Source organism: Bordetella sp., assembly GCF_051960075.1.
Classification (GTDB): Bacteria; Pseudomonadota; Gammaproteobacteria; order Burkholderiales; family Burkholderiaceae_B; genus Bordetella.
The window spans coordinates 1-19,823 of sequence record NZ_JBQCER010000104.1 but is presented as its reverse complement, the minus strand read 5'-3'; the positions used below and the strand labels follow the sequence as shown (position 1 = coordinate 19,823).

The following is a 19,823-nucleotide window of genomic DNA, read 5'->3' as shown; positions in this document are numbered from 1 at the left end:
GCGTCAGGCGGCTAAAGAGTCGTTTATTCTGAACCGTTAAGAAACTTCAAGCATAGGTAACGGGGCAATAGATGGATACGAACAGCCGCTTGGTCGACGAACGCGCCAACCTGACCAGTACGAACCGATTCGAGCTTCTGCTGTTCCGGCTGGGAGCCGCCCCGGGCGGAGGCGACCCGCATGAACTTTACGGCATCAATATTTTCAAGATCCGCGAAATCATGCAGATGCCGCCGGTCACGCCGATAGCGGGCTCTTCGGAGTTCGTGCTGGGCGCCGTCGATATCCGCGGGCAGATCATGCCTGTCATCAATCTGTCCAAGGTAATGGGCTGCGACCCGACCCGAGGGCTGAACCTGCTTCTGGTCACCGAGTTCGCGCGGTCGGTACAGGCCTTCGCGGTGGAGGAGGTCGACGACATCGTGCGGCTCGAATGGAACCAGGTGTTGTCGGCCGAACTGGCCATAGGCGGCAGCTCCGTGACGAGTCTGGCGCGTATCGACGGCAATACGGCCGATTCCCGGCTTGCCCAGGTGGTCGATGTCGAGCAGGTGCTGCGCGACGTGTTCCCGTCGCAACATCCGGACGTCGATCCCGAGGAACTGGGTACCGTGGTGAAGATTCCTCCAGGCTCCAAGGTGCTGGCTGCGGACGACTCCGGCTTTGCGCGCAAGATGATCGAGGAATCGCTGCAGGCGTTGGGTCTGGACTTCATCATGACCAAGACCGGCCAGGAGGCCTGGAGCGTGCTGCAGGACATATCCCGCGATGCGCAGAAGCAGGGCGGACGCGTGCGCGACAAAATCGCCCTGGTGCTGACCGATCTCGAAATGCCCGAAATGGACGGCTTCATGCTGACCCGTCGGATCCGCGCCGACTTGCAGCTCAGAGACATCCCCGTCGTCATTCACTCCTCGCTGACGGGAACGGCCAATGAAGCGCTCGTGAAAAGCGCGGGCGCTTCGGCCTATATTCCGAAGTTTTCGCCCGGAGAACTGGGCGAGGTACTACGCAAGACGCTGGCCGAAAACCGGGCGGGCTGACGCGACATTCAGGCGTTGTGCGATGGCGGCGCATTCGGATCGTGTATCAATCCGCCCGATTGGTGCCGCCATAGCCGCGCATATAGCCCGTTCCTGTGTATCAGCTCGGCATGTGTGCCGGTTTCGACGATGAGGCCCTTGTCCATCACCACCAGTCGGTCCAGGCGCGCGATGGTGGACAGTCGGTGGGCGATGGCGATCACGGTCTTGCCGCGCATCAGGGTCTCCAGATTTTCCTGAATGGCCGCCTCGGCGTCGGAGTCCAGCGCCGAGGTCGCCTCGTCCAGTATCAGAATGGGCGCGTTCTTGAGCAGCACGCGGGCGATGGCGATGCGCTGGCGCTGGCCGCCCGAGAGCTTCACGCCGCGTTCGCCCACATGCGCGCCCAGCCCGGCGCGGCCTTGCAGATCGACCAGGTTCGAGACGAAACCTTCCGCCTGCGCCTGGTGCAAGGCTCGGATGATGTCCTCGTCGCCGGCTTCGGGCTTGCCGTAGCGCATGTTGTCGCGGATGGACCGATGCAGCAGCGATGTGTCCTGCGTGACCACGCCGATCTGCGAGCGCAGGCTTTCCTGGCGGACTCGCGCGATGTCCTGGCCGTCGATGAGAATGCGCCCGGCGTCCAGGTCGTACAGACGCAGCAGAATGTTGATGAGCGTGGATTTGCCCGCACCCGAAGGGCCGACGAGGCCTATTTTCTCGCCGGGCTCGATATCCAGGGTCAGCCGGTCGATGACGCCCGACGGCCTGCCGTAGTGAAACGATACGCACTCGAAATGTATGCCGCCTTGCGTCACGTGCAAGTCCGGCGCATCGGGCACATCGGCCACGATGCGCGGGCGCGAAATGGTGTGGATGCCGTCCTGCACGACGCCCAGATTTTCGAATATGCCGTTGACCACCCACATGATCCAGCCCGACATATTGTTGATGCGTATGGCCAGGCCGGTGGCCAGCGCGATTACGCCGGCCGACATGCGGCCGCTGGACCACAGCCACAGCGCCAGGCCGGGCGTGCCGGCGATCAGGATGCCGTTGAGCGCTGCGATGACGAAGCCCATGCCGGTGATCATGCGCGCGGCATATTGCGCCTGCTCGGTCTGTTCGGCCATGGCCTCGCGCACGTATTCTTCCTCGAATCGGTTGTGCGCAAAGAGCTTTAACGTGCCGATATTGCCGTAGCCGTCGACGATGCGGCCCATGAGCTTGCCGCGCGAGCTCGATGCGATGGCGGCGCGCTGCTTTACGCGCGGCACGAAATAGATCAGCGTGGCTACATAGCCCACGATCCAGACGACGAGCGGCAAGGTCAGGCGCCAGTCGACCCGGGCGAACAGCACCAGTGCAGTGATCGAATAGATCAGCACGTGCCAGACGGCGTCCAGCGCCGAGACGGCCGAGTCGCGCAGCGCGACGCCTGTCTGGAGAATGCGGTTGGCGATGCCGCCGGCAAAGTCGTTGAGAAAGAAGGCCAGGCCCTGCTTGAGCACGTAGCGGTGATTCTGCCAGCGCACCAGCGTGGCCAGGCTCGGTGTGAGCGTCTGGTGCACCAGCAGGTCGTGCAGGCCGGTGAGTACCGGGCGCAGGATCAGCGTGACGAAAGCCATCAGCCACAGTATGCGGCCGTGCGCTTCGAAAAAGCCGTTGCCCGGCGCGGCTCCGGGGGCGGCGCCGGCCCAGTCCACGATGCGTCCGAGAAAATCGAACAGCGCCACGTCCACCAGTGCGGACATGAGGCCCACGATCAGCAGCAAGAGCAGGGGCCCCTTGACCTGGCGCAGATAGTGGACGTAGAAGCGAACCAGTCCGTCGGGCGGCATGGCGTCTTGCGCAGGCCGGAACGGGTCGATCAGGCCCTCGAACAGGCGGTCGATAAAATGCGAGCGGGGAGGCGTCATGCCGGACAGGAAATCGTGGGGCGACGGGTTCATCGTAGCAAACAGGCCTGTGCGCCGCCCGCGCGTATGCCGCCAAAACCCTGATGCCTTGTCGCGCAGCCCCGGGGGAGCGCACACGGTGCGGTTACATTGAGCGCCATTGAAGTGCAGGAGAAATGGTTATGAGCAGCCCGTCTTGGGGCCCCAACTGGAATCTGGATGGCATTGTTTCGGGCCTGCGCGCCGCGCGAGTCGACTGGCGCGGACCGCACGGCCGCCTGCGCGAGACCTCGACGGGCCGCGAGTTTCCTTCGCAGGACAGTCTGCGCCAGATCGTTGCCCGGTTGCATGGCGCGTTGTTTCCCATGCGGCTCGGTCCCATCGAACTGCGTGAAGAAAGCGAGGATTTCTACGTCGGCCACACCCTGGGCGAGGCGCTCGATTCCCTGCTGCATCAGACCTATCTTGAACTGCGCCATCTGAGCCGCCACGAACCGCGCTCGTACGACGAGACCATGGCGCAGGCCGTGCAGATCGTGCGCCAGTTCGGCGCCGAGCTGCCCGCGTTGCGGCGCGCGCTCGATCTGGACGTGACGGCGGCCTATCAGGGCGATCCGGCCGCGCGCAGCGTCGACGAGGTGCTGCTGTGCTATCCGGGCGTGACGGCGATGATCCATCACCGGCTGGCCAACGCGCTGTATCGGCTGGGCGCGCCCATGCTGGCGCGCATCGTGGCCGAAATCGCGCATGCGGAGACTGGCATCGACATTCACCCCGGCGCGACCATAGGCAAGAGTTTCTTCATCGACCACGGCACGGGCGTGGTGATCGGCGAGACCGCCATCATCGGCGATCGCGTGCGCCTCTATCAGATGGTGACGCTGGGCGCCAAGCGCTTCCCGCCGGGCGAGAACGGCGAGCTGAAGAAAGGCCTGCCGCGGCATCCCATCATCGAAGACGATGTGGTGATTTATGCCGGCGCAACCATCCTGGGCCGGATCGTCATCGGCAAGGGCTCGACCATAGGCGGCAATGTCTGGCTGACGCGCGATGTGGCCCCCGGCAGCAATGTCACGCAGGCCAGTCTGGTGAGCGATCTGCCGGGCTGCGGGCTGGACGGCAGTTGAGGCTCCGACGGCGGCTGTCCCGGCTCATTGCACATGCGGCAGCCGGGCGAAGGCGGATCCAGGCCGCTGAGGCGGATCGCATCCAGGAAGCCGGCCGGCGGGCTCGAAATGAGGGATATGCCCGGTCGGCGCCCGATTGATAGGCTGCGCCAATTATTATTACGGGCAGTGTTCGATAATCAACGCTGCAGTCGGCAATGTAGGGCGTCATGGCTATTTTTTCGGCTTCGCCGGCAGACTTGCGCGATTTCCTGGCCGACCGCCGTCTTTTCGTACTGACCGGAGCCGGTTGCAGCACAGACTCGGGGCTGCCCGACTACCGGGACGGGGCCGGCGACTGGAAGCGCAAGCCGCCCATCGATTTTCAGACTTTCATGAGCGGCGAGCCGGCGCGGGCGCGCTATTGGGCGCGCGGCCTGGTGGGCTGGCGGCGTTTCGGCCATGCCCGGCCCAACGCGGCGCATCGCGCGCTGGCCGCCATGGAGCGCGCCGGCGCCGTTGCGCTTCTGGTCACGCAGAATGTCGACGGCCTGCATCAGGCCGCGGGCAGCCGCGCTGTGCTCGACCTGCACGGCCGCATGACCGAAGTGCTGTGCACCGCCTGCGGTTGGCGCGGCCCGCGGGCCGGCTGGCAGGCGCAGCTGGAGGCCATGAATCCGCCGTGGGCGCAGTTGGATGCGCCGGATGCGCCAGATGGCGACGCCGATCTCGACGGTCTGGATTTCTCGGGCTTTGTCGTGCCGGGTTGCCCGTGCTGCGGCGGCATCGTCAAGCCAGACGTGGTGTTTTTCGGCGAGCTGGTGCCGCGTGAGCGCTACGAGCGCGCCATGGCGGCGCTGGATGAGGCCGACGCGGTCCTGGTGGTGGGTTCTTCGCTGATGGTGCACTCGGGCTACCGCTACGTGAAAGAGGCCAGCGAGCGCGGCCTGCCCATCGCCGCCATCAATCGGGGGCGCACACGCGCCGATGGCTTGCTGGGATTGAAGATGGAACAGTCTTGCGCCGAGGCGCTGGGTGCGCTGTATCCCGAGCCGGCCTGATCGCGCGCAACACGCCGGGAATTGCGCGATAGAACCTGCGCAGAAGCGCTACAGCGCCTGTCGGCTGCTTTGCCGGCGATCCACCAGCAATAGCTTGCGGACCTCGTTCCAGCTGGTCTCGTCGGGAGCAAGCAGCAGACCGCCGTCGCGGTGCGTGGGTTTGTAGGGGCTGCCGTCGAAATGCGCCGAATAGCCGCCGGCTTCCTGGTGCAGCAGCCAGCCGGCAGCATGATCCCAGGGATGCAGCGTGTTGTAGAGCAGAATATGGCAATGGCCCGAGACGGCCATGCGGTATTCGTGCGCGGCGCAGTGCAGCGAGGTATTGCGGGCGAACGTGGACAGGCGGCTGTTGGCCATGTCGCGCAGGCTCTCGGGCAGGCTCCTGTTGTCTATCATGCACTCCATGTCATGCAGCGGCGCGGCCTTGGCCACCGCCAGCGGCGTCATCGCGCCGTCTTCGCGCGCCATCCACGCGCCTTCCCCGCGCACGGCGATCGCCGCGTCGCGGCAGACCGGATCGTAAATGACGCTGGCGATCACCTCGCCGCGATGGCAGGCGGCGATCATCATGCCGAACAGCGGCAGCCCCATCACGTAGTTGCGCGTACCGTCGATAGGATCGACGACGAAGGCCAGATCGGCGTCCACCAGCATGTTCAACAGCGCAGGATTGCGCTCCGACGCTTCCTCGCCGATGAGCACTGCGCCCGAGTGCAATTTAGCCAGCCGCGCAAAGATCTGGCGCTCGGCCTCTTCATCCGCGTCGGTGACGAGATTGCGCGGATCTCCCTTGCTGCGTATGGCTTCGGGAGGCAAATTACGAAAGCGCGGCATGACGACGGACTGCGCCACTTCGGCCAGTACCACGGCAAGACGGCGCGTATCGTCGCGCGAGAAGGTGCGGCTCATGTCGGGGGAGGGTAGATCGGGTGGGTCTTCCAATCTATCACGACATGATGTCGGGATGTGGGTTTGGTTATGTGAATGGGTTTGGTTTGAGATCTCGAGCCGCCGGCTACCGCGTCGGCGTCGCAAGAACTCGCTCGCTGCGGCTTGTAAGCCTGCGGTCTTGCGTAAACTTACGGTTGCCTGGCTGATGTCGGCCGGGTTTCATGAGGAGAAATACCGGCATGTCCGATGCTGCGAGCAGCTTGCCGCCTGAAGTGATGGCCTGCGTTGCCTATCTGGAGGGCAGACGCGTGTGCGATGTGCCCATCGAGGACATCCCCGCCTACATCGGCCGCGAGGACAGCCTGCTCTGGACGGGCCTGCGCGAACCGACCGAAGACTTGCTGACGCACGTGCTGGCGCAAATCGGCGCCGACCCGCGCTGCCGCGAAGACATGCTGGAAGCGCACACGCGGCCCAAGGTGCTGGACTACGGCAATATGGTTCTGGTGGTGGCCATCATGGTCGAAGTCGAAGCCGAACGCCCCGCATTCGGGGAAACCCAGCTTCTCATCGGCGACGGTTTTTTGCTGACCGTGCGGCGCGGCTCGGTGGCGCCCTACGCGGGTCTTCGCGCACGTCTGGAAGCGGTGCCGGGCCTGCTCAAGCGCGGCAGCGATTATGTGGCGGCGGAACTGCTCGACCTCTTGGTCGACCGCTACGCGGTGGCGCTGCACAAGCTCGAAGCCCAGGTCGAAGCGGCGGAACAGAGGCTGCTCATCCGCGGCTCCAGCATGGCCGACATCCGCAAGCTCTATCGACAGCGCCGCGATCTGCTGCGCATCCACACCGCGGTGGCGCCCATGGTGGAGATCTGCCGCCGGCTGTCTCGGGTCGAGATGGATCCTATCGACGCGCAGGCCCGGCCGTATTTCGGCGAGGTGGCCGACCGCGTCCAGCGCATCGACGAACTCATCAACGCCTTGCGCGAGGCCCTGGTGTTTGCCTTCGAAGCCAGCCAGATGATGGCGCAGGCCCAGCAGAACGACACGACACGCAAGCTGGCGGCCTGGGCGGCCATATTGGCCGTGCCTACCGCCATCGCGGGCATCTACGGCATGAACTTCGAGTTCATGCCCGAGCTCAAGTGGCATGGCGGCTATTTCGCGATCCTGGGCGTCATGGCGGGGATCTGCGCAACGCTGTATTGGCGGTTCCGCCGCGCGGGATGGCTGTGATGTTTGCCGAGGTGAAGCGTTGAACGACGATCATCCTCCGCGCGGCCCCATGGGCGGCATCGCCAAGCGTCGGCGTCCGGGGTATGTCGCGAGCCTGCTGGTCGTCGCGCTGGCCGCGACGCTGCTGCAGCTTCTTTCGCCGACGACGGGCGGCTCCGGCTCGGCGCATAACTCGGCGACCAGCGGCCCGGTTCCCGGTGGTGCCTACGAGCTGCCCGGCAAGGTGGTCAACGTGGCCGACGGCGACACTGTCACGCTGCTGACCGGCGACGGCAAGCAGCACCGCATCCGCCTGGACAGCATCGACGCGCCGGAAAAAACGCACGGTCCCGATGAACCCGGCCAGCTTTACGCCGAGCAGTCTCGGCGCAATCTCGCGTTGCTGGCGGCCGGCAAGCATTTGATCGCGCGCTGCTACGAACGCGACCGGTATCAGCGGGAGGTCTGCGCCCTGATGCTGGACGACGGCTCATCGGTCAATCGGGCTCAGGTCGAGAGCGGCTATGCATGGGCCTACACCGCTCGGCACGGTGCCTACCTGCGCGATGGCGCCATGCCCGGATTGCAACGCCGGGCCAAGCAGGCGGGCCTGGGATTATGGGCTCAGCAGGGCCCCACCGCGCCCTGGAAATGGCGCTACGACTGCTGGAAGCAGCAGCGGTGCGATTGATGCCGCGCGTACTCACGGCTGCTGCGGCTTTGGCGGTTGCCGCGCTGGCCTTGCTCGCCGGCCTGTCGGCTTGCTCGCCCGGCAGCCCCATCAATAGTCCCTATCCCGACGGCAGCTTGGCTAGCAATACGCTGTACACCGCCTTTGTCGGCCGCTCGCCCAAGTATCTCGATCCGGCCAGCTCTTATTCGACCGACGAGACACCCTACACCTACAACATCTACGAAACGCTTTATGGCTATCACTATCTGAAGCGACCCTATACGCTGGTGCCGCGTGCGGCGACGTCGATAGATCCCCCGCAATACCGGGATGCGCAGGGTCGGGCGCTTCCCGCGGACACGCCCGGCGACCAGATCGCCGAGAGCGACTACATCATCCACATTCGCCCCGGCATACGCTATCAGCCGCATCCTGCGCTGGCCCGCCGCGCCGACGGCGGCTACGTCTACGATCCGATACCGACCGAGGTGCTCGCGCATGCCTACGCCATCACCGATTTCAAACAGACGGGCACGCGTGAACTGACCGCGCAAGACTACGTCTACGGGTTCCGGCGCCTGGCCAGCCCGCGCGTGGTGTCGCCCATTTATTCCTTGATGGCGCAGTATGTGGTGGGACTCAAGACATATGGCGACGTGCTGCGCCGGCGCGACGCGGCCCTGCGCAAAGGGCTGCCCGCCGGCACGCGCGATCTGCCCTGGCTGGACTTGCGCGAACCCGACGGCTTCGACGGCGTGCAGGCGCTCGACCCCCACACGCTGCGCATCCGCGTAAAAGGCAAGTATCCGCAGTTCAAGTACTGGCTTGCCATGACCTTCACCGCGCCGGTGCCCTGGGAGGCCGACCGTTTCTACAGTCAACCCGGCATGGCCGAGCACGATCTGTCGCTCAACACCTGGCCCATCGGCACAGGGCCCTATATGCTGGTGCAGAATCTGCCCAATCGGCTCATGGTGTTGCAGCGCAATCCCAATTTCCACGGCGAGCCTTATCCCTGCCACGGCGCACCGGGGGACCGCGAGCGCGGCCTGCTGGCGGACTGCGGCAAGCCCACGCCCTTCATCGATCGGATCGTGTTCAGCATCGAAAAAGAAGCGGTGCCGCTGGGCGGCAAGTTCATCCAGGGCTATTACGATATTCCTCAGGCCGACCGCGGCGACTATGGCGTGGCCATGCGCGTGGCGGCAGGCGATTCGGCCGACAAGGCCAGGCTCTATCGCGAACACGGCATCAGTCTGCCGTCCTCGGTCGAAATGGCCGACATGTACATGGGCTTCAATTGGCTCGACCCGGTGGTGGGGCGCGGCGATACGCCCGAGCAGGCGGAAAAAAACCGCAAGCTGCGACTGGCCGTCAGCATTGCCTTCGATTGGGAAGAGCATGTGGCCGTGTTCGAAAACGGGCAGGCCCAGGTGGCCTACGGCCCGCTGCCGCCCGGCGTGCTGGGCTACGAACCGCCGCCGGCCGGCTACGATCCCGAAGTCTACGATCTGGTCGACGGCAAGCCCGTGCGCAAATCGCTGGCCGTGGCCAGGCGCCTGCTGGCCGAGGCCGGCTACCCGGACGGCCGCAGCAGCACGACGGGCCGGCCGCTGGTGCTCTATTACGACTCGGCCGCGGGCACGGGCGGCGACGCGCAATTCGACTGGATGCGGCGTCGGCTGGCCCGTATCGGCATCCAGCTCGATCTGCGCGCCACCGACTACAACCGCTTCCAGGACAAGATGCAGCGCGGCGCAGCGCAGATTTTTTCCTGGGGCTGGGTTGCCGACTATCCCGATGCCGAGAATTTTCTTTTCCTGCTGTATGGGCCGAACGGCAAGGTCAAGCATGGCGGCGAGAACGCCGCGAACTACGAGAATCCGGCGTTCGACAAACTCTTCGAGCAAATGAAATACCTCGACGACGGCCCGGAGAAAGCCAGGCTGGCGCAACGCATGGTAGCTATCGTGCAGCACGACGCACCCTGGATGTTCGGCTACTTTCCGCTGTCGGGCGGGGCTTATCAACAGTGGGTGGGCAACGCCAAGCCCTCCGATATGGTGCGCAACACCTTGCAGTACATGAAGATCGATCCGGCCTTGCGAATGCGTCGGGTGCGCGAATGGAACCGACCCATCTGGTGGCCGCTGGCGCTGTTCGCGCTCGCCGGCCTGCTGGCGGTGGCGCTCGCCTGGCGCGCGCTCAAGCGTCGCGATGCGCAGGCGGCACTGCCGGACACCATGGCGAATGACACAGAGGAGGGCGCATGATTTCGTATGTTGCGCGGCGCCTGATGTACGGCGTGCTGATCCTGCTGGGCGTCAACCTTCTTACCTTCGTGCTCTTTTTCGCCGTCAACACACCCGACGACATGGCGCGCCTGGCCATCGGCGGGCAGCGGGTCAGTCCGCAGGCGGTCGAGCGCTGGAAGACCGAGCGCGGTTACGACAAGCCGCTGTTCTACAACAGGGCCGAGCAGGGTGCCCGGCGCTATACCGACACCGTCTTCTACCAGCGCTCTGCGCCGCTCCTGGTCATGCATTTCGGCGTATCCGATTCGGGGCAGGACATCGGCCGCGCGATCCGCACGAGGATGGGCCCCAGTCTGGCGCTGGCGCTGCCTACGCTTATTCTCGGCTTGTTGAGCAGCGTGGCCTTCGCGCTGATGCTGGTGTACTTCCACACCACGCGGCTGGATTTCTGGGGGGTAGTGGCCTGTGTGGTGATGCTGTCCATCTCCGGGCTTTTCTACATCATCGCGGGGCAGTGGATGTTTTCCAAAGTCTTGCGCCTGGCGCCCTATTCGGGTTTTGCGGGGGGATGGAACGCGATCAAGTTCCTGGTTCTGCCCGTGGCGGTCGCGGTCGTGTCCGGCCTGGGATCGAACGCCCGTTTCTATCGCACGTTGTTCCTCGAAGAGATCGGCAAGGACTATGTGCGCACGGCCCGGGCCAAAGGCCTGTCCGAAACCGCCGTGTTGTTTCGCCACGTGCTCAAAAACGCCATGCTGCCGATCCTGACAGGCACTGTCTCAGCCATTCCGCTGCTGTTCATGGGCAGCCTCATATCCGAATCGTTCTTCGGCATACCGGGCCTGGGCAGCTACACCATCGACGCCATCAATGCGCAAGATTTCGCCGTCGTGAGGGCGATGGTTTTCCTGGGTTCGGCGCTGTACATCGTGGGCCTGATTCTGGCCGACGTTTCCTATACGCTGGTCGACCCCCGCGTACGTTTCGAATAACGAGGGAGACCGGCATGCCATTCAAACCCGTCCTGCTCTGGACCGACGCCGCGCTCTTCCTGATGCTGGCCTGCGTTGCTGTCTATGCGGTGCGTGTCGCGCGAAACGCCAACTTGCGCGCAGTGTGGGCGCAGGTGGCGCGCAGCGCGCCGGCCATGTGCTCGGCGGCGGTACTGCTGGCGCTGGTTCTCGCGGGCCTGCTCGATTCCCTGCATTACCAGCCGCGCCTGCCTCGTGCGCCCGGAGCCGCGGCCAACGCGCCCGCGGTATATGCGCCTGCCGTGCGTTCGGCACTCGACGGCCTGCTCGACGCCACGGTGCTCACGCACGCCGAGAAAACCTATTCCGCACCGCTGGCGTGGCGCTTGTTCACCAAAGAGACCATGCTCGAAAACGGGCAGCCTGTACGGGACTTTCCGCGCTTGAAATACGGCGGCGTGCAGTTGACCGATCCCGCCGCGCAATGGCTGCCGGACGTCCTCATGCGCCTGGGATGGGGGCTGCTGGGCGGGTTCGCCGCGGCGGCTCTTGCCGGCGCCGTTCTGTGCGCGGCCCTGTCCAAGCGGCACGCCGGCTGGCGCGGCGCATTCAATGCGGTGCGGCGCAATCTCACCGAGCTGCCCTGGCGCGCGATGTTCCATACCGTCGCGGCGCTGTGCCTGGTTATCGGCGCGGTGGCCGGACTGGCCAGCGGCTATCACGTGCTGGGCACCGACCGCACCGGCAACGACGTGCTGTGGCAATGCCTCAAGAGCGTGCGCACGGCGCTGGTGATAGGCAGCCTGACCACGGTCGCGATGCTGCCGCCGGCCATCTTCTTCGGCATTGCGGCGGGCTATTTCAAAGGCCGCGTCGATGCGCTCATTCAGTATCTGTACACCACCATCACTTCCATTCCCGGCGTGTTGCTGGTGGCGGCCTGCTCGCTGATGATGCAGGTTTACATCGACCGCCACGCCGAGTTTTTCGACACGGCAGCGTCGCGGGCCGACCTGCGCCTATTTCTGCTGTGCATGATCCTGGGCCTGACGGGCTGGGACGGCCTATGCCGCCTGCTGCGTGCCGAGACCCTGAAGCTGCGCGAACTGGACTACGTGCAGGCGGCGCGCGCCTTCGGCGTCTCGAACTGGCGCATCATGCGCCGCCATTTGCTGCCCAATGTCATGCACCTGATCCTCATTACCGTGGTGCTGCAGTTTTCGAGTCTGGTGCTGTACGAGGCCGTGCTGTCCTACCTGGGCATCGGCGTCGATCCGAGCATGAACTCCTTCGGCTCGATGATAGATAAATCGCGCTACGAAATGTCGCGCGATCCGATGATCTGGTGGGGGCTGCTCGCAGCCTTCGTCTTCATGCTGTCTTTGGTGCTGGCGGCAAATCTGTTCGCCGACGCGGTGCGCGACGCCTTCGACCCGCGCCTGCGCCGGCGCCGTGCGGGCAGGGCCGCTGCGGGTACTGGGGCGTCGTCATGAGCGCGCAGCGCCGGGAAAACGGCATGAACGTGCCCTTGCTCGACGTGGCGGATCTGAGCGTGGACGTGGAAGGCGAATCGGGCATGACCCGGGCCGTCAGGCGCCTGCGCTTTGCCATCGAACGCGGCGAGACCTTTGCGCTGGTGGGCGAATCCGGCTGCGGCAAGAGCATGACGGCGCTGGCCCTGCTGCGCCTGCTGCCGCAGGCCGGTCGCATTGCCGCGGGGCGGATCCGTCTGGAAGGCCGCGACCTGAACCGCCTGCCCGAATCCGCTATGCGATCCGTGCGCGGCGGACGTATCGGCATGGTCTTCCAGGAACCGGCCACCAGCCTGAATCCTGTCATGCGGGTGGGCGATCAGATCGTGGAAGTCCTGCATGCGCATACCGATCTGCGCGGCGCAGCAGCGCGAGAGCGGGCTGCGCATAGTCTGGCCCGTGTGGGCATTGCGGACGCGTCGCGACGCCTGGACGACTACCCCTTTCAATTTTCCGGCGGGCAGAAGCAGCGCATCATGATCGCCATCGCGCTGGCTGCCGAGCCGGACCTGCTCATTGCCGACGAGCCGACCACGGCGCTGGACGTGACCGTTCAGGCCCAGGTGCTGGCGCTCCTGGCCGATATCCAGCGCGAACTGGGCATGGCGGTGCTGCTCATCACGCACGATCTGGCCGTGGTGCGCCAGGTGGCCCACCACGTGGCCCTGATGCACGCCGGCGAGATCGTCGCCTGCGCGTTGGCGGCCGATTTCTTCGCCGCGCCGAACCACCCCTACGCGCAGGAACTTTTCGACGCCATTCCCACCTACGCCAAGCGCGGCCACCCCTTGTCGGTCGCGGGCCGGCAGGCGAGTGCGGCCGCAACGACGCCATCGACCGCCATGCCGTCCAATGCATCCGCTCCCGACGCGTCGCAGGAGATCGTGCTCGAGGTGCGGGATCTGCGCGTGCATTACCCCACGCGAGGCCGGGCCTGGCGGCGCGATTGGATCAAGGCGGTCGACGGCGTGGATTTCACGCTGCGGGCGGGGGAAACCCTGGCGCTTCTGGGCGAGTCGGGCTGCGGCAAGACCACCACGGCCAAGGCCCTGCTGCGTCTGGCCCAGGGCGCGCGCGTCACCGGCGCCGCGCGCCTGGCGGGCCGCGATCTGCTGGCGGCCTCGCGCACCGAACTGCGCCGCCTGCGGCGCGACATCCAGATTGTGTTCCAGGATCCCTATGCCTCGCTGGATCCGCGCATGCGGGTAGGCGAGATACTGGACGAGGGAATCGCCTCCCTGCGCCCCGAACTGGACGCCGCCGCACGCGCCGGCCGGGCGAGGGGCCTGCTGGCGCGCGTCGGGCTGCCCGCCGACGCGTCGCAGCGCTACCCGCACGAATTCTCCGGCGGCCAGCGTCAGCGCGTCGCCATCGCGCGTGCGCTGGCCGTGGAGCCCAGGGTGCTGGTTTGCGACGAACCCACGTCGGCGCTGGACGTGTCGGTGCAGGCGCAGATCCTGGATCTGCTGCGCGAACTGCAGGCCGAGCTGGGTATCTCCTACCTCTTTATCACGCACAACTTCAGCGTGGTCGAATACCTGGCCGATCGGGTAGCGGTCATGCACGGGGGACGCATCGTCGAGTGCGATACCGCCCGCGCGGTGCTGCACGCACCGGGGCATGCCGTGACCCGGCGCCTGCTCGAGGCCGTGCCGAGGTTGGATTTTGGCAACCCGGAAACGTCTTAATACAGTAAAATCAACGGTTTTCCTGAAACCTGGCCCCTTGCGGGGGATTTGGCCGGCGGAGACTTCGCCTGCGTCAAGTCCGTAATCACAGGTATTCGTAGCTGGGCGATAAGTTGCTATAGTTAAAAGATTGTTTCTCAAAGGGATGGCACACGACATGCATCAGTTTGGTCTCCTGCGCGCCGGCAAGGTCTTGCGCGTGGCGCTGGCCTGTGCAGCCTTGATAGGTTTGAGCGCCTGTGCGACCAACCCGTCGTCGTCCGAGGCCTCCCAGCAGGTTGATGTCAAGCCGGTAGCGACCACGCCCGTCGCGCCGCAGGCCGATGTGCCAGCTTCCAATACCACCGTGGCCGAACTGCAGGGCCTCATCCGCGACCACAAAGTCGACGAGCTGCGCACGATCTATAACGCCAGCTACGGCGCCAGCATGCTCTTCAAACCGGACGATCTGACCTATTATGTTGTGCTTTTCCAACAGCGCAACTTCTGGCAGGTCGTCAAGACCAAATCTTCCCAGCAGGCCAATATGGCCTACCAGGCGTTTGCCGCCCGCACGGCCGAATTGGCCCAGGCCGATTTCGACCGCATCCGACTCGAAGCCGAAAACGCCAAAGCCCAAGAGCTGCTCAACGCCCGGCTGGCTCGGCTGGGGACGCTGCAAGCCGACCAGGCCCTGCGCCAGCAACAGGATCAGCAAGTGGTCGCCCGGCAGAATCAGATCAATGCCGAGACCGATCGCCTGAACCAGCAGCAGGAGATCGCCCGCTCTCAATTGAGCAACCTGCAGCGCCAGATCGACGCCTTGCAGGCCGAGCAGAACCGCCTTTCGGGCATCGTGAACCGTCCGACGTATTCGAGGCGTTACTCGCGGCCGGTACACAGGTCATATAAAAGAGCCTATACCTATCACAAGCGCAAGGTTGTCCACAGAGCTGCGCCTGTCGCCAAGCCGATGGCCGAGCCGCAAAACATCGCGCCTCCCCCTCCCGTCGCGCCGCAAGCGGCCGATCCGCAGGTGAGCGCGCCGGCGCAGGTCGCTCCGGCTGCGCCGGCAAATTCCGGTGTGCAGGCGCCTCAAGGCGCGACTCAAGCCCAATAAGGCTTTGCGCCGCCGGCGTGGCCGGGCGTGCCGTCTTATTGCCAAGCGGGCGCGCTCTGCGCGCTACTGGGCTGCATGGCCCTTGTCTTTGCGCCTTTCGCACTCATATTGAAGTCATGGCACTCAAAGTTTTCGACCTTCAATGCGAGCACGGCCACGTCTTCGAGGGCTGGTTCGCCTCGCACGACGATTACGACGCCCAGCGCGCCCGGGATCTGGTCGCCTGCCCTGTATGCGACTCCAAGGAGATCGCCAAGCGATTGTCCGCGCCGCATTTGAACGTCTCGCATCTGCATGCGCCCGAATCCGCGTCGCAGGCGCCAGCCATGGACGAGAAAGCGGCCGTGGCCGCCTTGCAGGCCCGCATCATGCGTCAGGTGCGCGACCTGGTGCGGTCGACCGAGAACGTCGGCCCGCGCTTTGCGGAGGAGGCCCGCCGCATCCACGAGGGCGAAGCCGACGAACGTCCCATCCGTGGCACCGCAACGCAGGAAGAGCGCGCCGCGCTGGCCGACGACGGTATCGAAGTCATGACCTTGCCTTCCTTTCTGGACGACGGCCAGTTGCAATAATCGTCGGTTGCGGCGCTCGATCTGCAGGCAACAACGCAAAAGCCCTCGGAGTTTTCCGAGGGCTTTTGCACATGGGCCGGCGCGCTGCCGGCCATGAACGAACGGCGCTGCGCTTACACGCGGCTGCGGTATTCGTTGGTGCGGGTGTCGATTTCGATCTTGTCGCCGATGGCGCAGAAGAGCGGCACGTTCAGTTCGAAGCCGGTGTTGATCTTGGCGGGTTTGAGCACCTTGCCCGAGGTGTCGCCGCGCACGGCCGGCTCGGTGTAGATGATTTCGCGCACGAGCATGGTGGGCAGTTCGACCGAGATGGCGCGGCCTTCGTAGAAGACCACTTCCACGGGCATGCCTTCTTCGATGTAGTTCAGGGCGTCGCCCATGCTGTCGGCTTCGATTTCGTACTGGTTGTATTCGGCATCCATGAACACATACATGGGGTCGCCGAAATACGAGTACGTGCATTCCTTGCGCTCGAGCATGACGATGTCGAACTTTTCGTCGGCTTTGTAGACCGATTCGCTGTTCGAACCGTTGAGCAGGTTCTTGAACTTCAGTTTGACCACGGCCGCATTGCGGCCCGACTTGTTGTATTCGGCCTTCTGGACCACGAGCGGATCCTTGCCGACCATGACCACGTTGCCGACTCGCAATTCCTGAGCGGTTTTCATCTAATCAAAACTCCGGGTAGTTCTCGGGGTATTCCTCGTGCGGGGTCATTCCCGCCGGGTCAGCTCCCACTGGGTTAATTCCCACTGGACTGGGTTGATTCCCACCAATAGCGCCGGCCAAGAACATCGCAAAGCCGGTAAAGCCTTCTATTCTAACGTGTTTTAAGCATTTCTGCGCAAAAAGTGGCCAATTTATCGGCCAGATCGGGGCCGGATGCCAGCTCGGCATCCCAGGCGTGAGCGGCTGCCTGCCAGGCGCCCCAGACCGGCTCGGTCAGGGCCGCTTCCAGGGCCTGCGGCAAGTCCGGCGTTGCTGTGCCCTGATCTCCGGGGGCCTGGTTCCAGGCGCGCGCCAGGGCGCGAGCGGTTTCCGGGGCAGGGTAACGGGCCAGCCAGGCGTCGAGCTTCTCCAGATGCGTGCCGCCGTGCTGGGGGTATATCTGCCAGACCAGCGGTCGCGCCGCCCAGGCGGCGCGCACGAACGAATCCTCGCCGCGCACGAAATTGAGATCGGCGCACCAGAGCAGCCGGTCGAAGTCGGGCTGCGCGACAAACGGGACGCGGGCAATGCGCAGGGCGTCGCCGGCCAGTTCGTCCAGGCCGGGGGCGATGCCTTCGGGCACCAGTATCAAGGTCGACTCGGGTCGGTGGCGCATAGTCTGCGCCAGGGCGTCTGTCGGCGCGCGCGGGTAGCAAAACAGCGAGAGCACCCGCGCGCCTCGGCGATGCGCCGCCAGCGCGGCGGCGTCCACACCCAGTCCGCGCAGGAAATCGCTTTGCGATTCACGCGAGGCCTGCAGCGCATCGCGCTCGGCCGCAAGACCCGGCTCGCGCAACAGGCCACCCGTGGCGGGAGTGAAGCCAGGAAAGAAGAAATACTTCACCAGCCCGTCCGCGCGCTGCGAAGGCATGGTGTGAAAACCCTCCACCCAATCTTCGGCGCTGAGGTATTCCAGATTGATCCAGATCGGTGCAACGCCCTCGCCACGAGCCGATTCGGCGGCCAGTGCGCGCATGGCATCGATGAACTCGGCGGGCGGATCGCAGGCAAAGGCCTCGATGACCACGTCGCCCGGCGCCGGCAACGTCGAAGACGCCTCATCCTGCCAATGAATGATATCGACGCCGGCAAGCTGCTGCCGCGCGGCAGCGGGATCGATGCCCGGCTGGATGCGGGCAAAGGCATGCAGATCGTCGACCCAGAGCCGCATTCGCCAGCCCGGGCCCTGCGCCAGGCGACGCGCCAGCCGCCAGCACACGCCGATATCGCCGTAGTTGTCGACGACCCGGCAGAACAGGTCGGCGCGCAGACTCATTGGATACGAGCGACCTTAGTGAAAGTGCGAGGGCGCGCTGGCGGCATCTTCGGGAAGTTCCGCGTGCACCAGTTCGCCCTGCGGATTGGGGAAGAAGGGCGCGCCGCAGTCTTCGCAAAATTCGGGCGGCAGCACTCCGGGGATGCGGCGCACCTCGCCAACGCCGAATTCTCTGAGCAATGCGGCGATATCTTCGACGGCGCCGGGCTGGCCGTCGTCCAGCGCTTCTTCGTCCTCGCGACCATAGAGCGGCCACACGCAGCCGTAGTAGACGTCGTTGCTGTGGGCGGGTGTGAACCCTATGCGGTATTCGTCCACGCGAGTCTCGCCGCAGCCGGCCACGACGGCGCGCAATTGCTCGGCCGGTAGATTGACCGTGCCTTCCAGCCAATTGACCGCCGCGCGCAGCGACAGGGGGCGCACACGCCGGTCGGCTTCGCGGTTGCTGACGTAGTAGGCGTCGGGCAGCAGGCATTCGATGCCGCAGCCGGGCAGCAGCCCGGCGATGGTGGGCTGAGCCTGGGCCACCCATTGTTCCAGGCAGGCATCGCGGCTGCTGGCCGGATCTTCGGGTTGCTCTTGCCAGCGGAACAGAGGCCTGCCCTGCGGCACGGCCACAGCAGCCACCAGATAGCGCGTGTCGGCCAGCATATGCGCCGTTTCCACGTCGCCGTCGAGCGTCGGCCTGATGGTCTCCGACCCCAGAGCGCGTGAAGCCAGCTTTTGCAGCCAGTGCCAGGTCTCCGAGAAGGTGCGCGGCATCTGGTCCAGACTGAGCAGATGCGGCATCAGTTCCACGCGAGCGTCCTGGGCCAGAACGTGGCCGTGCAACTGGGCCAGCAGCGTCTGCTGCGCCGCCGCCGCGATGGGGGCTGCGGGAATGGCATAACGCGTCCAGGCCACGACGGGGGCGACCAGCAGCAGCACATCGTGGCGAACGCCGTTCTTTTCGACCTGCATGGACTCGGACTGCGTCTCTGCCTGCTCGATCAGAATCTCGTACGCACCCCCGTCCTGCTGCGAAAGATGATCGAGCGCGCTGTCGAGCGGGCCGTCCTGTCCGCTGCGCAGCAGCTTGGTGATGGCTTCGCCGATTTGGGATTCCCAATATTGGTCTTCCACGCGGCTGCCCGAGCGGTTCAGGGCTTGGGCCAGCGTGACCAGACGCGATGCGTCGCGGGTCAGGCGGGAAGAAGTTCGGCTGCGGGTTCGGGCCATGAATCGATTCAGACTACGTCAAGGAAAGCGTTGTAGTTTACCTCCAGGCAACGGGGCGCCGGTTCGCGTCTGGACGACAGCGGTCCGCACCAGGCACGATTGCCCGCAAGGCGCGATTCGAGGCGTCCTTCACGGCATTGGTGCATTCAGGGCAACAGTGCGTGTTGCCGGAGGCGGTTTATTCCCGTGCGCAAAACGCTCAGAATTCAAGATGTCCATTTATCCCTTGGAGTTTCCGCCATGCGCTGGCCCGTTCTTTTCGTTTCCCACGGCTCTCCCATGCTGGCCGTCGAGCCGGGCCGCACAGGCCCCGTTCTTGCGAACTGGAGCCGGTCCCTGCCCGAAAAGCCCAAGAGCGTCCTCGTCGTGTCGCCGCACTGGATGACGCGCGGCGTGCAGATCACGGCGGCAGCCCGCCCGGAAACCGTGCACGACTTCGGCGGCTTCCCGCGCCCGCTCTATGCCCTTGCCTACCCCGCGCCGGGCGCACCGGCGCTGGCGGCCCGCGTGCAGGAGGTGCTGCGGCTCGCCGGCGTCGAGGCGACCCTGGACGCCCGTCGCGGCCTGGACCACGGTGCGTGGGTGCCGCTGATGCACCTGTATCCCGAGGCGGACGTGCCCGTCGTGCAGGTGTCCTTG

Annotated in this window: 16 protein-coding genes and 1 pseudogene; 12 read left to right on the top strand and 5 right to left on the bottom strand. The window is 65.1% G+C overall.

The window, feature by feature from the left end; translation table 11 throughout:
- Positions 1-71: 71 nt before the first annotated feature.
- On the top strand, positions 72-1,043 hold the full coding sequence (locus ACTHJ1_RS18870; protein WP_440195894.1) for a chemotaxis protein CheV: 972 nt from the start codon (positions 72-74) through the stop codon (positions 1,041-1,043).
- Positions 1,044-1,051: 8 nt separating this feature from the next.
- On the opposite strand, the gene ACTHJ1_RS18865 is transcribed toward ACTHJ1_RS18870, so the two are convergent.
- Positions 1,052-2,941: an ABC transporter ATP-binding protein gene (locus ACTHJ1_RS18865; protein WP_440195891.1), complete on the bottom strand. Its 1,890-nt coding sequence runs from the start codon at positions 2,939-2,941 to the stop codon at positions 1,052-1,054.
- Between the two features lie 161 nt (positions 2,942-3,102).
- On the opposite strand from ACTHJ1_RS18865, the gene epsC reads away from it, so the two are divergent.
- Positions 3,103-4,047: a serine O-acetyltransferase EpsC gene (gene epsC / locus ACTHJ1_RS18860; protein ID WP_440195888.1), complete on the top strand. Its 945-nt coding sequence runs from the start codon at positions 3,103-3,105 to the stop codon at positions 4,045-4,047.
- A 209-nt stretch (positions 4,048-4,256) separates the two neighbouring features.
- Positions 4,257-5,087, top strand: a complete 831-nt coding sequence (locus ACTHJ1_RS18855; protein ID WP_440195885.1) for an NAD-dependent protein deacetylase — start codon at positions 4,257-4,259, stop codon at positions 5,085-5,087.
- Positions 5,088-5,135: 48 nt separating this feature from the next.
- On the opposite strand, the gene ACTHJ1_RS18850 is transcribed toward ACTHJ1_RS18855, so the two are convergent.
- A complete protein-coding gene (locus ACTHJ1_RS18850) occupies positions 5,136-5,996 on the bottom strand; it encodes an inositol monophosphatase family protein (RefSeq protein WP_440195882.1) in 861 nt (286 codons plus the stop codon).
- Between the two features lie 221 nt (positions 5,997-6,217).
- On the opposite strand from ACTHJ1_RS18850, the gene ACTHJ1_RS18845 reads away from it, so the two are divergent.
- The 8 genes and pseudogenes from ACTHJ1_RS18845 to ACTHJ1_RS18810 all read left to right on the top strand — a co-directional run bounded on the left by ACTHJ1_RS18845 (position 6,218) and on the right by ACTHJ1_RS18810 (position 15,982).
- Positions 6,218-7,213 carry a magnesium and cobalt transport protein CorA gene (locus ACTHJ1_RS18845; RefSeq protein WP_440195879.1) on the top strand — a complete coding sequence of 332 codons (996 nt, stop codon included), beginning with the start codon at positions 6,218-6,220 and terminating at the stop codon, positions 7,211-7,213.
- Between the two features lie 49 nt (positions 7,214-7,262).
- A complete protein-coding gene (locus tag ACTHJ1_RS18840; RefSeq protein WP_440195903.1) occupies positions 7,263-7,883 on the top strand; it encodes a thermonuclease family protein in 621 nt (206 codons plus the stop codon).
- Complete coding sequence (locus tag ACTHJ1_RS18835; RefSeq protein WP_440195900.1) at positions 7,883-10,138, top strand: ABC transporter substrate-binding protein; 2,256 nt, start codon at positions 7,883-7,885, stop codon at positions 10,136-10,138. The genes ACTHJ1_RS18840 and ACTHJ1_RS18835 overlap by 1 nt, the downstream gene beginning before the upstream one ends.
- Complete coding sequence (locus tag ACTHJ1_RS18830; protein ID WP_440195876.1) at positions 10,135-11,112, top strand: ABC transporter permease; 978 nt, start codon at positions 10,135-10,137, stop codon at positions 11,110-11,112. Before ACTHJ1_RS18835 ends, ACTHJ1_RS18830 begins: the two co-directional genes overlap by 4 nt.
- Before the next feature lie 14 nt (positions 11,113-11,126).
- The gene (locus ACTHJ1_RS18825; protein WP_440195873.1) at positions 11,127-12,584 is read left to right on the top strand and encodes an ABC transporter permease; all 1,458 of its coding nucleotides are present in this window, start codon (positions 11,127-11,129) and stop codon (positions 12,582-12,584) included.
- Complete coding sequence (locus ACTHJ1_RS18820; protein ID WP_440195870.1) at positions 12,581-14,311, top strand: ABC transporter ATP-binding protein; 1,731 nt, start codon at positions 12,581-12,583, stop codon at positions 14,309-14,311. Before ACTHJ1_RS18825 ends, ACTHJ1_RS18820 begins: the two co-directional genes overlap by 4 nt.
- A 157-nt stretch (positions 14,312-14,468) precedes the next feature.
- Positions 14,469-15,155: pseudogene (locus ACTHJ1_RS18815) on the top strand (DUF2968 domain-containing protein); the annotation flags it as partial.
- Positions 15,156-15,526: 371 nt separating this feature from the next.
- Complete coding sequence (locus ACTHJ1_RS18810) at positions 15,527-15,982, top strand: DUF1178 family protein (protein WP_440195867.1); 456 nt, start codon at positions 15,527-15,529, stop codon at positions 15,980-15,982.
- A gap of 113 nt (positions 15,983-16,095) precedes the next feature.
- On the opposite strand, the gene efp is transcribed toward ACTHJ1_RS18810, so the two are convergent.
- The 3 genes from efp to ACTHJ1_RS18795 all read right to left on the bottom strand — a co-directional run bounded on the left by efp (position 16,096) and on the right by ACTHJ1_RS18795 (position 19,184).
- Positions 16,096-16,650, bottom strand: a complete 555-nt coding sequence (efp, locus tag ACTHJ1_RS18805) for an elongation factor P (protein ID WP_440195864.1) — start codon at positions 16,648-16,650, stop codon at positions 16,096-16,098.
- Positions 16,651-16,802: 152 nt separating this feature from the next.
- Positions 16,803-17,960, bottom strand: a complete 1,158-nt coding sequence (gene earP / locus ACTHJ1_RS18800; protein WP_440195897.1) for an elongation factor P maturation arginine rhamnosyltransferase EarP — start codon at positions 17,958-17,960, stop codon at positions 16,803-16,805.
- A 21-nt stretch (positions 17,961-17,981) separates the two neighbouring features.
- Positions 17,982-19,184, bottom strand: coding sequence for a DUF2863 family protein (locus tag ACTHJ1_RS18795; RefSeq protein WP_440195862.1), 1,203 nt, complete (start codon positions 19,182-19,184; stop codon positions 17,982-17,984).
- A 240-nt stretch (positions 19,185-19,424) separates the two neighbouring features.
- Between ACTHJ1_RS18795 and ACTHJ1_RS18790 the strand changes: the two genes are divergently transcribed.
- The coding region (locus tag ACTHJ1_RS18790; protein ID WP_440195859.1) for a DODA-type extradiol aromatic ring-opening family dioxygenase at positions 19,425-19,823 on the top strand (399 nt) is incomplete at its 3' end.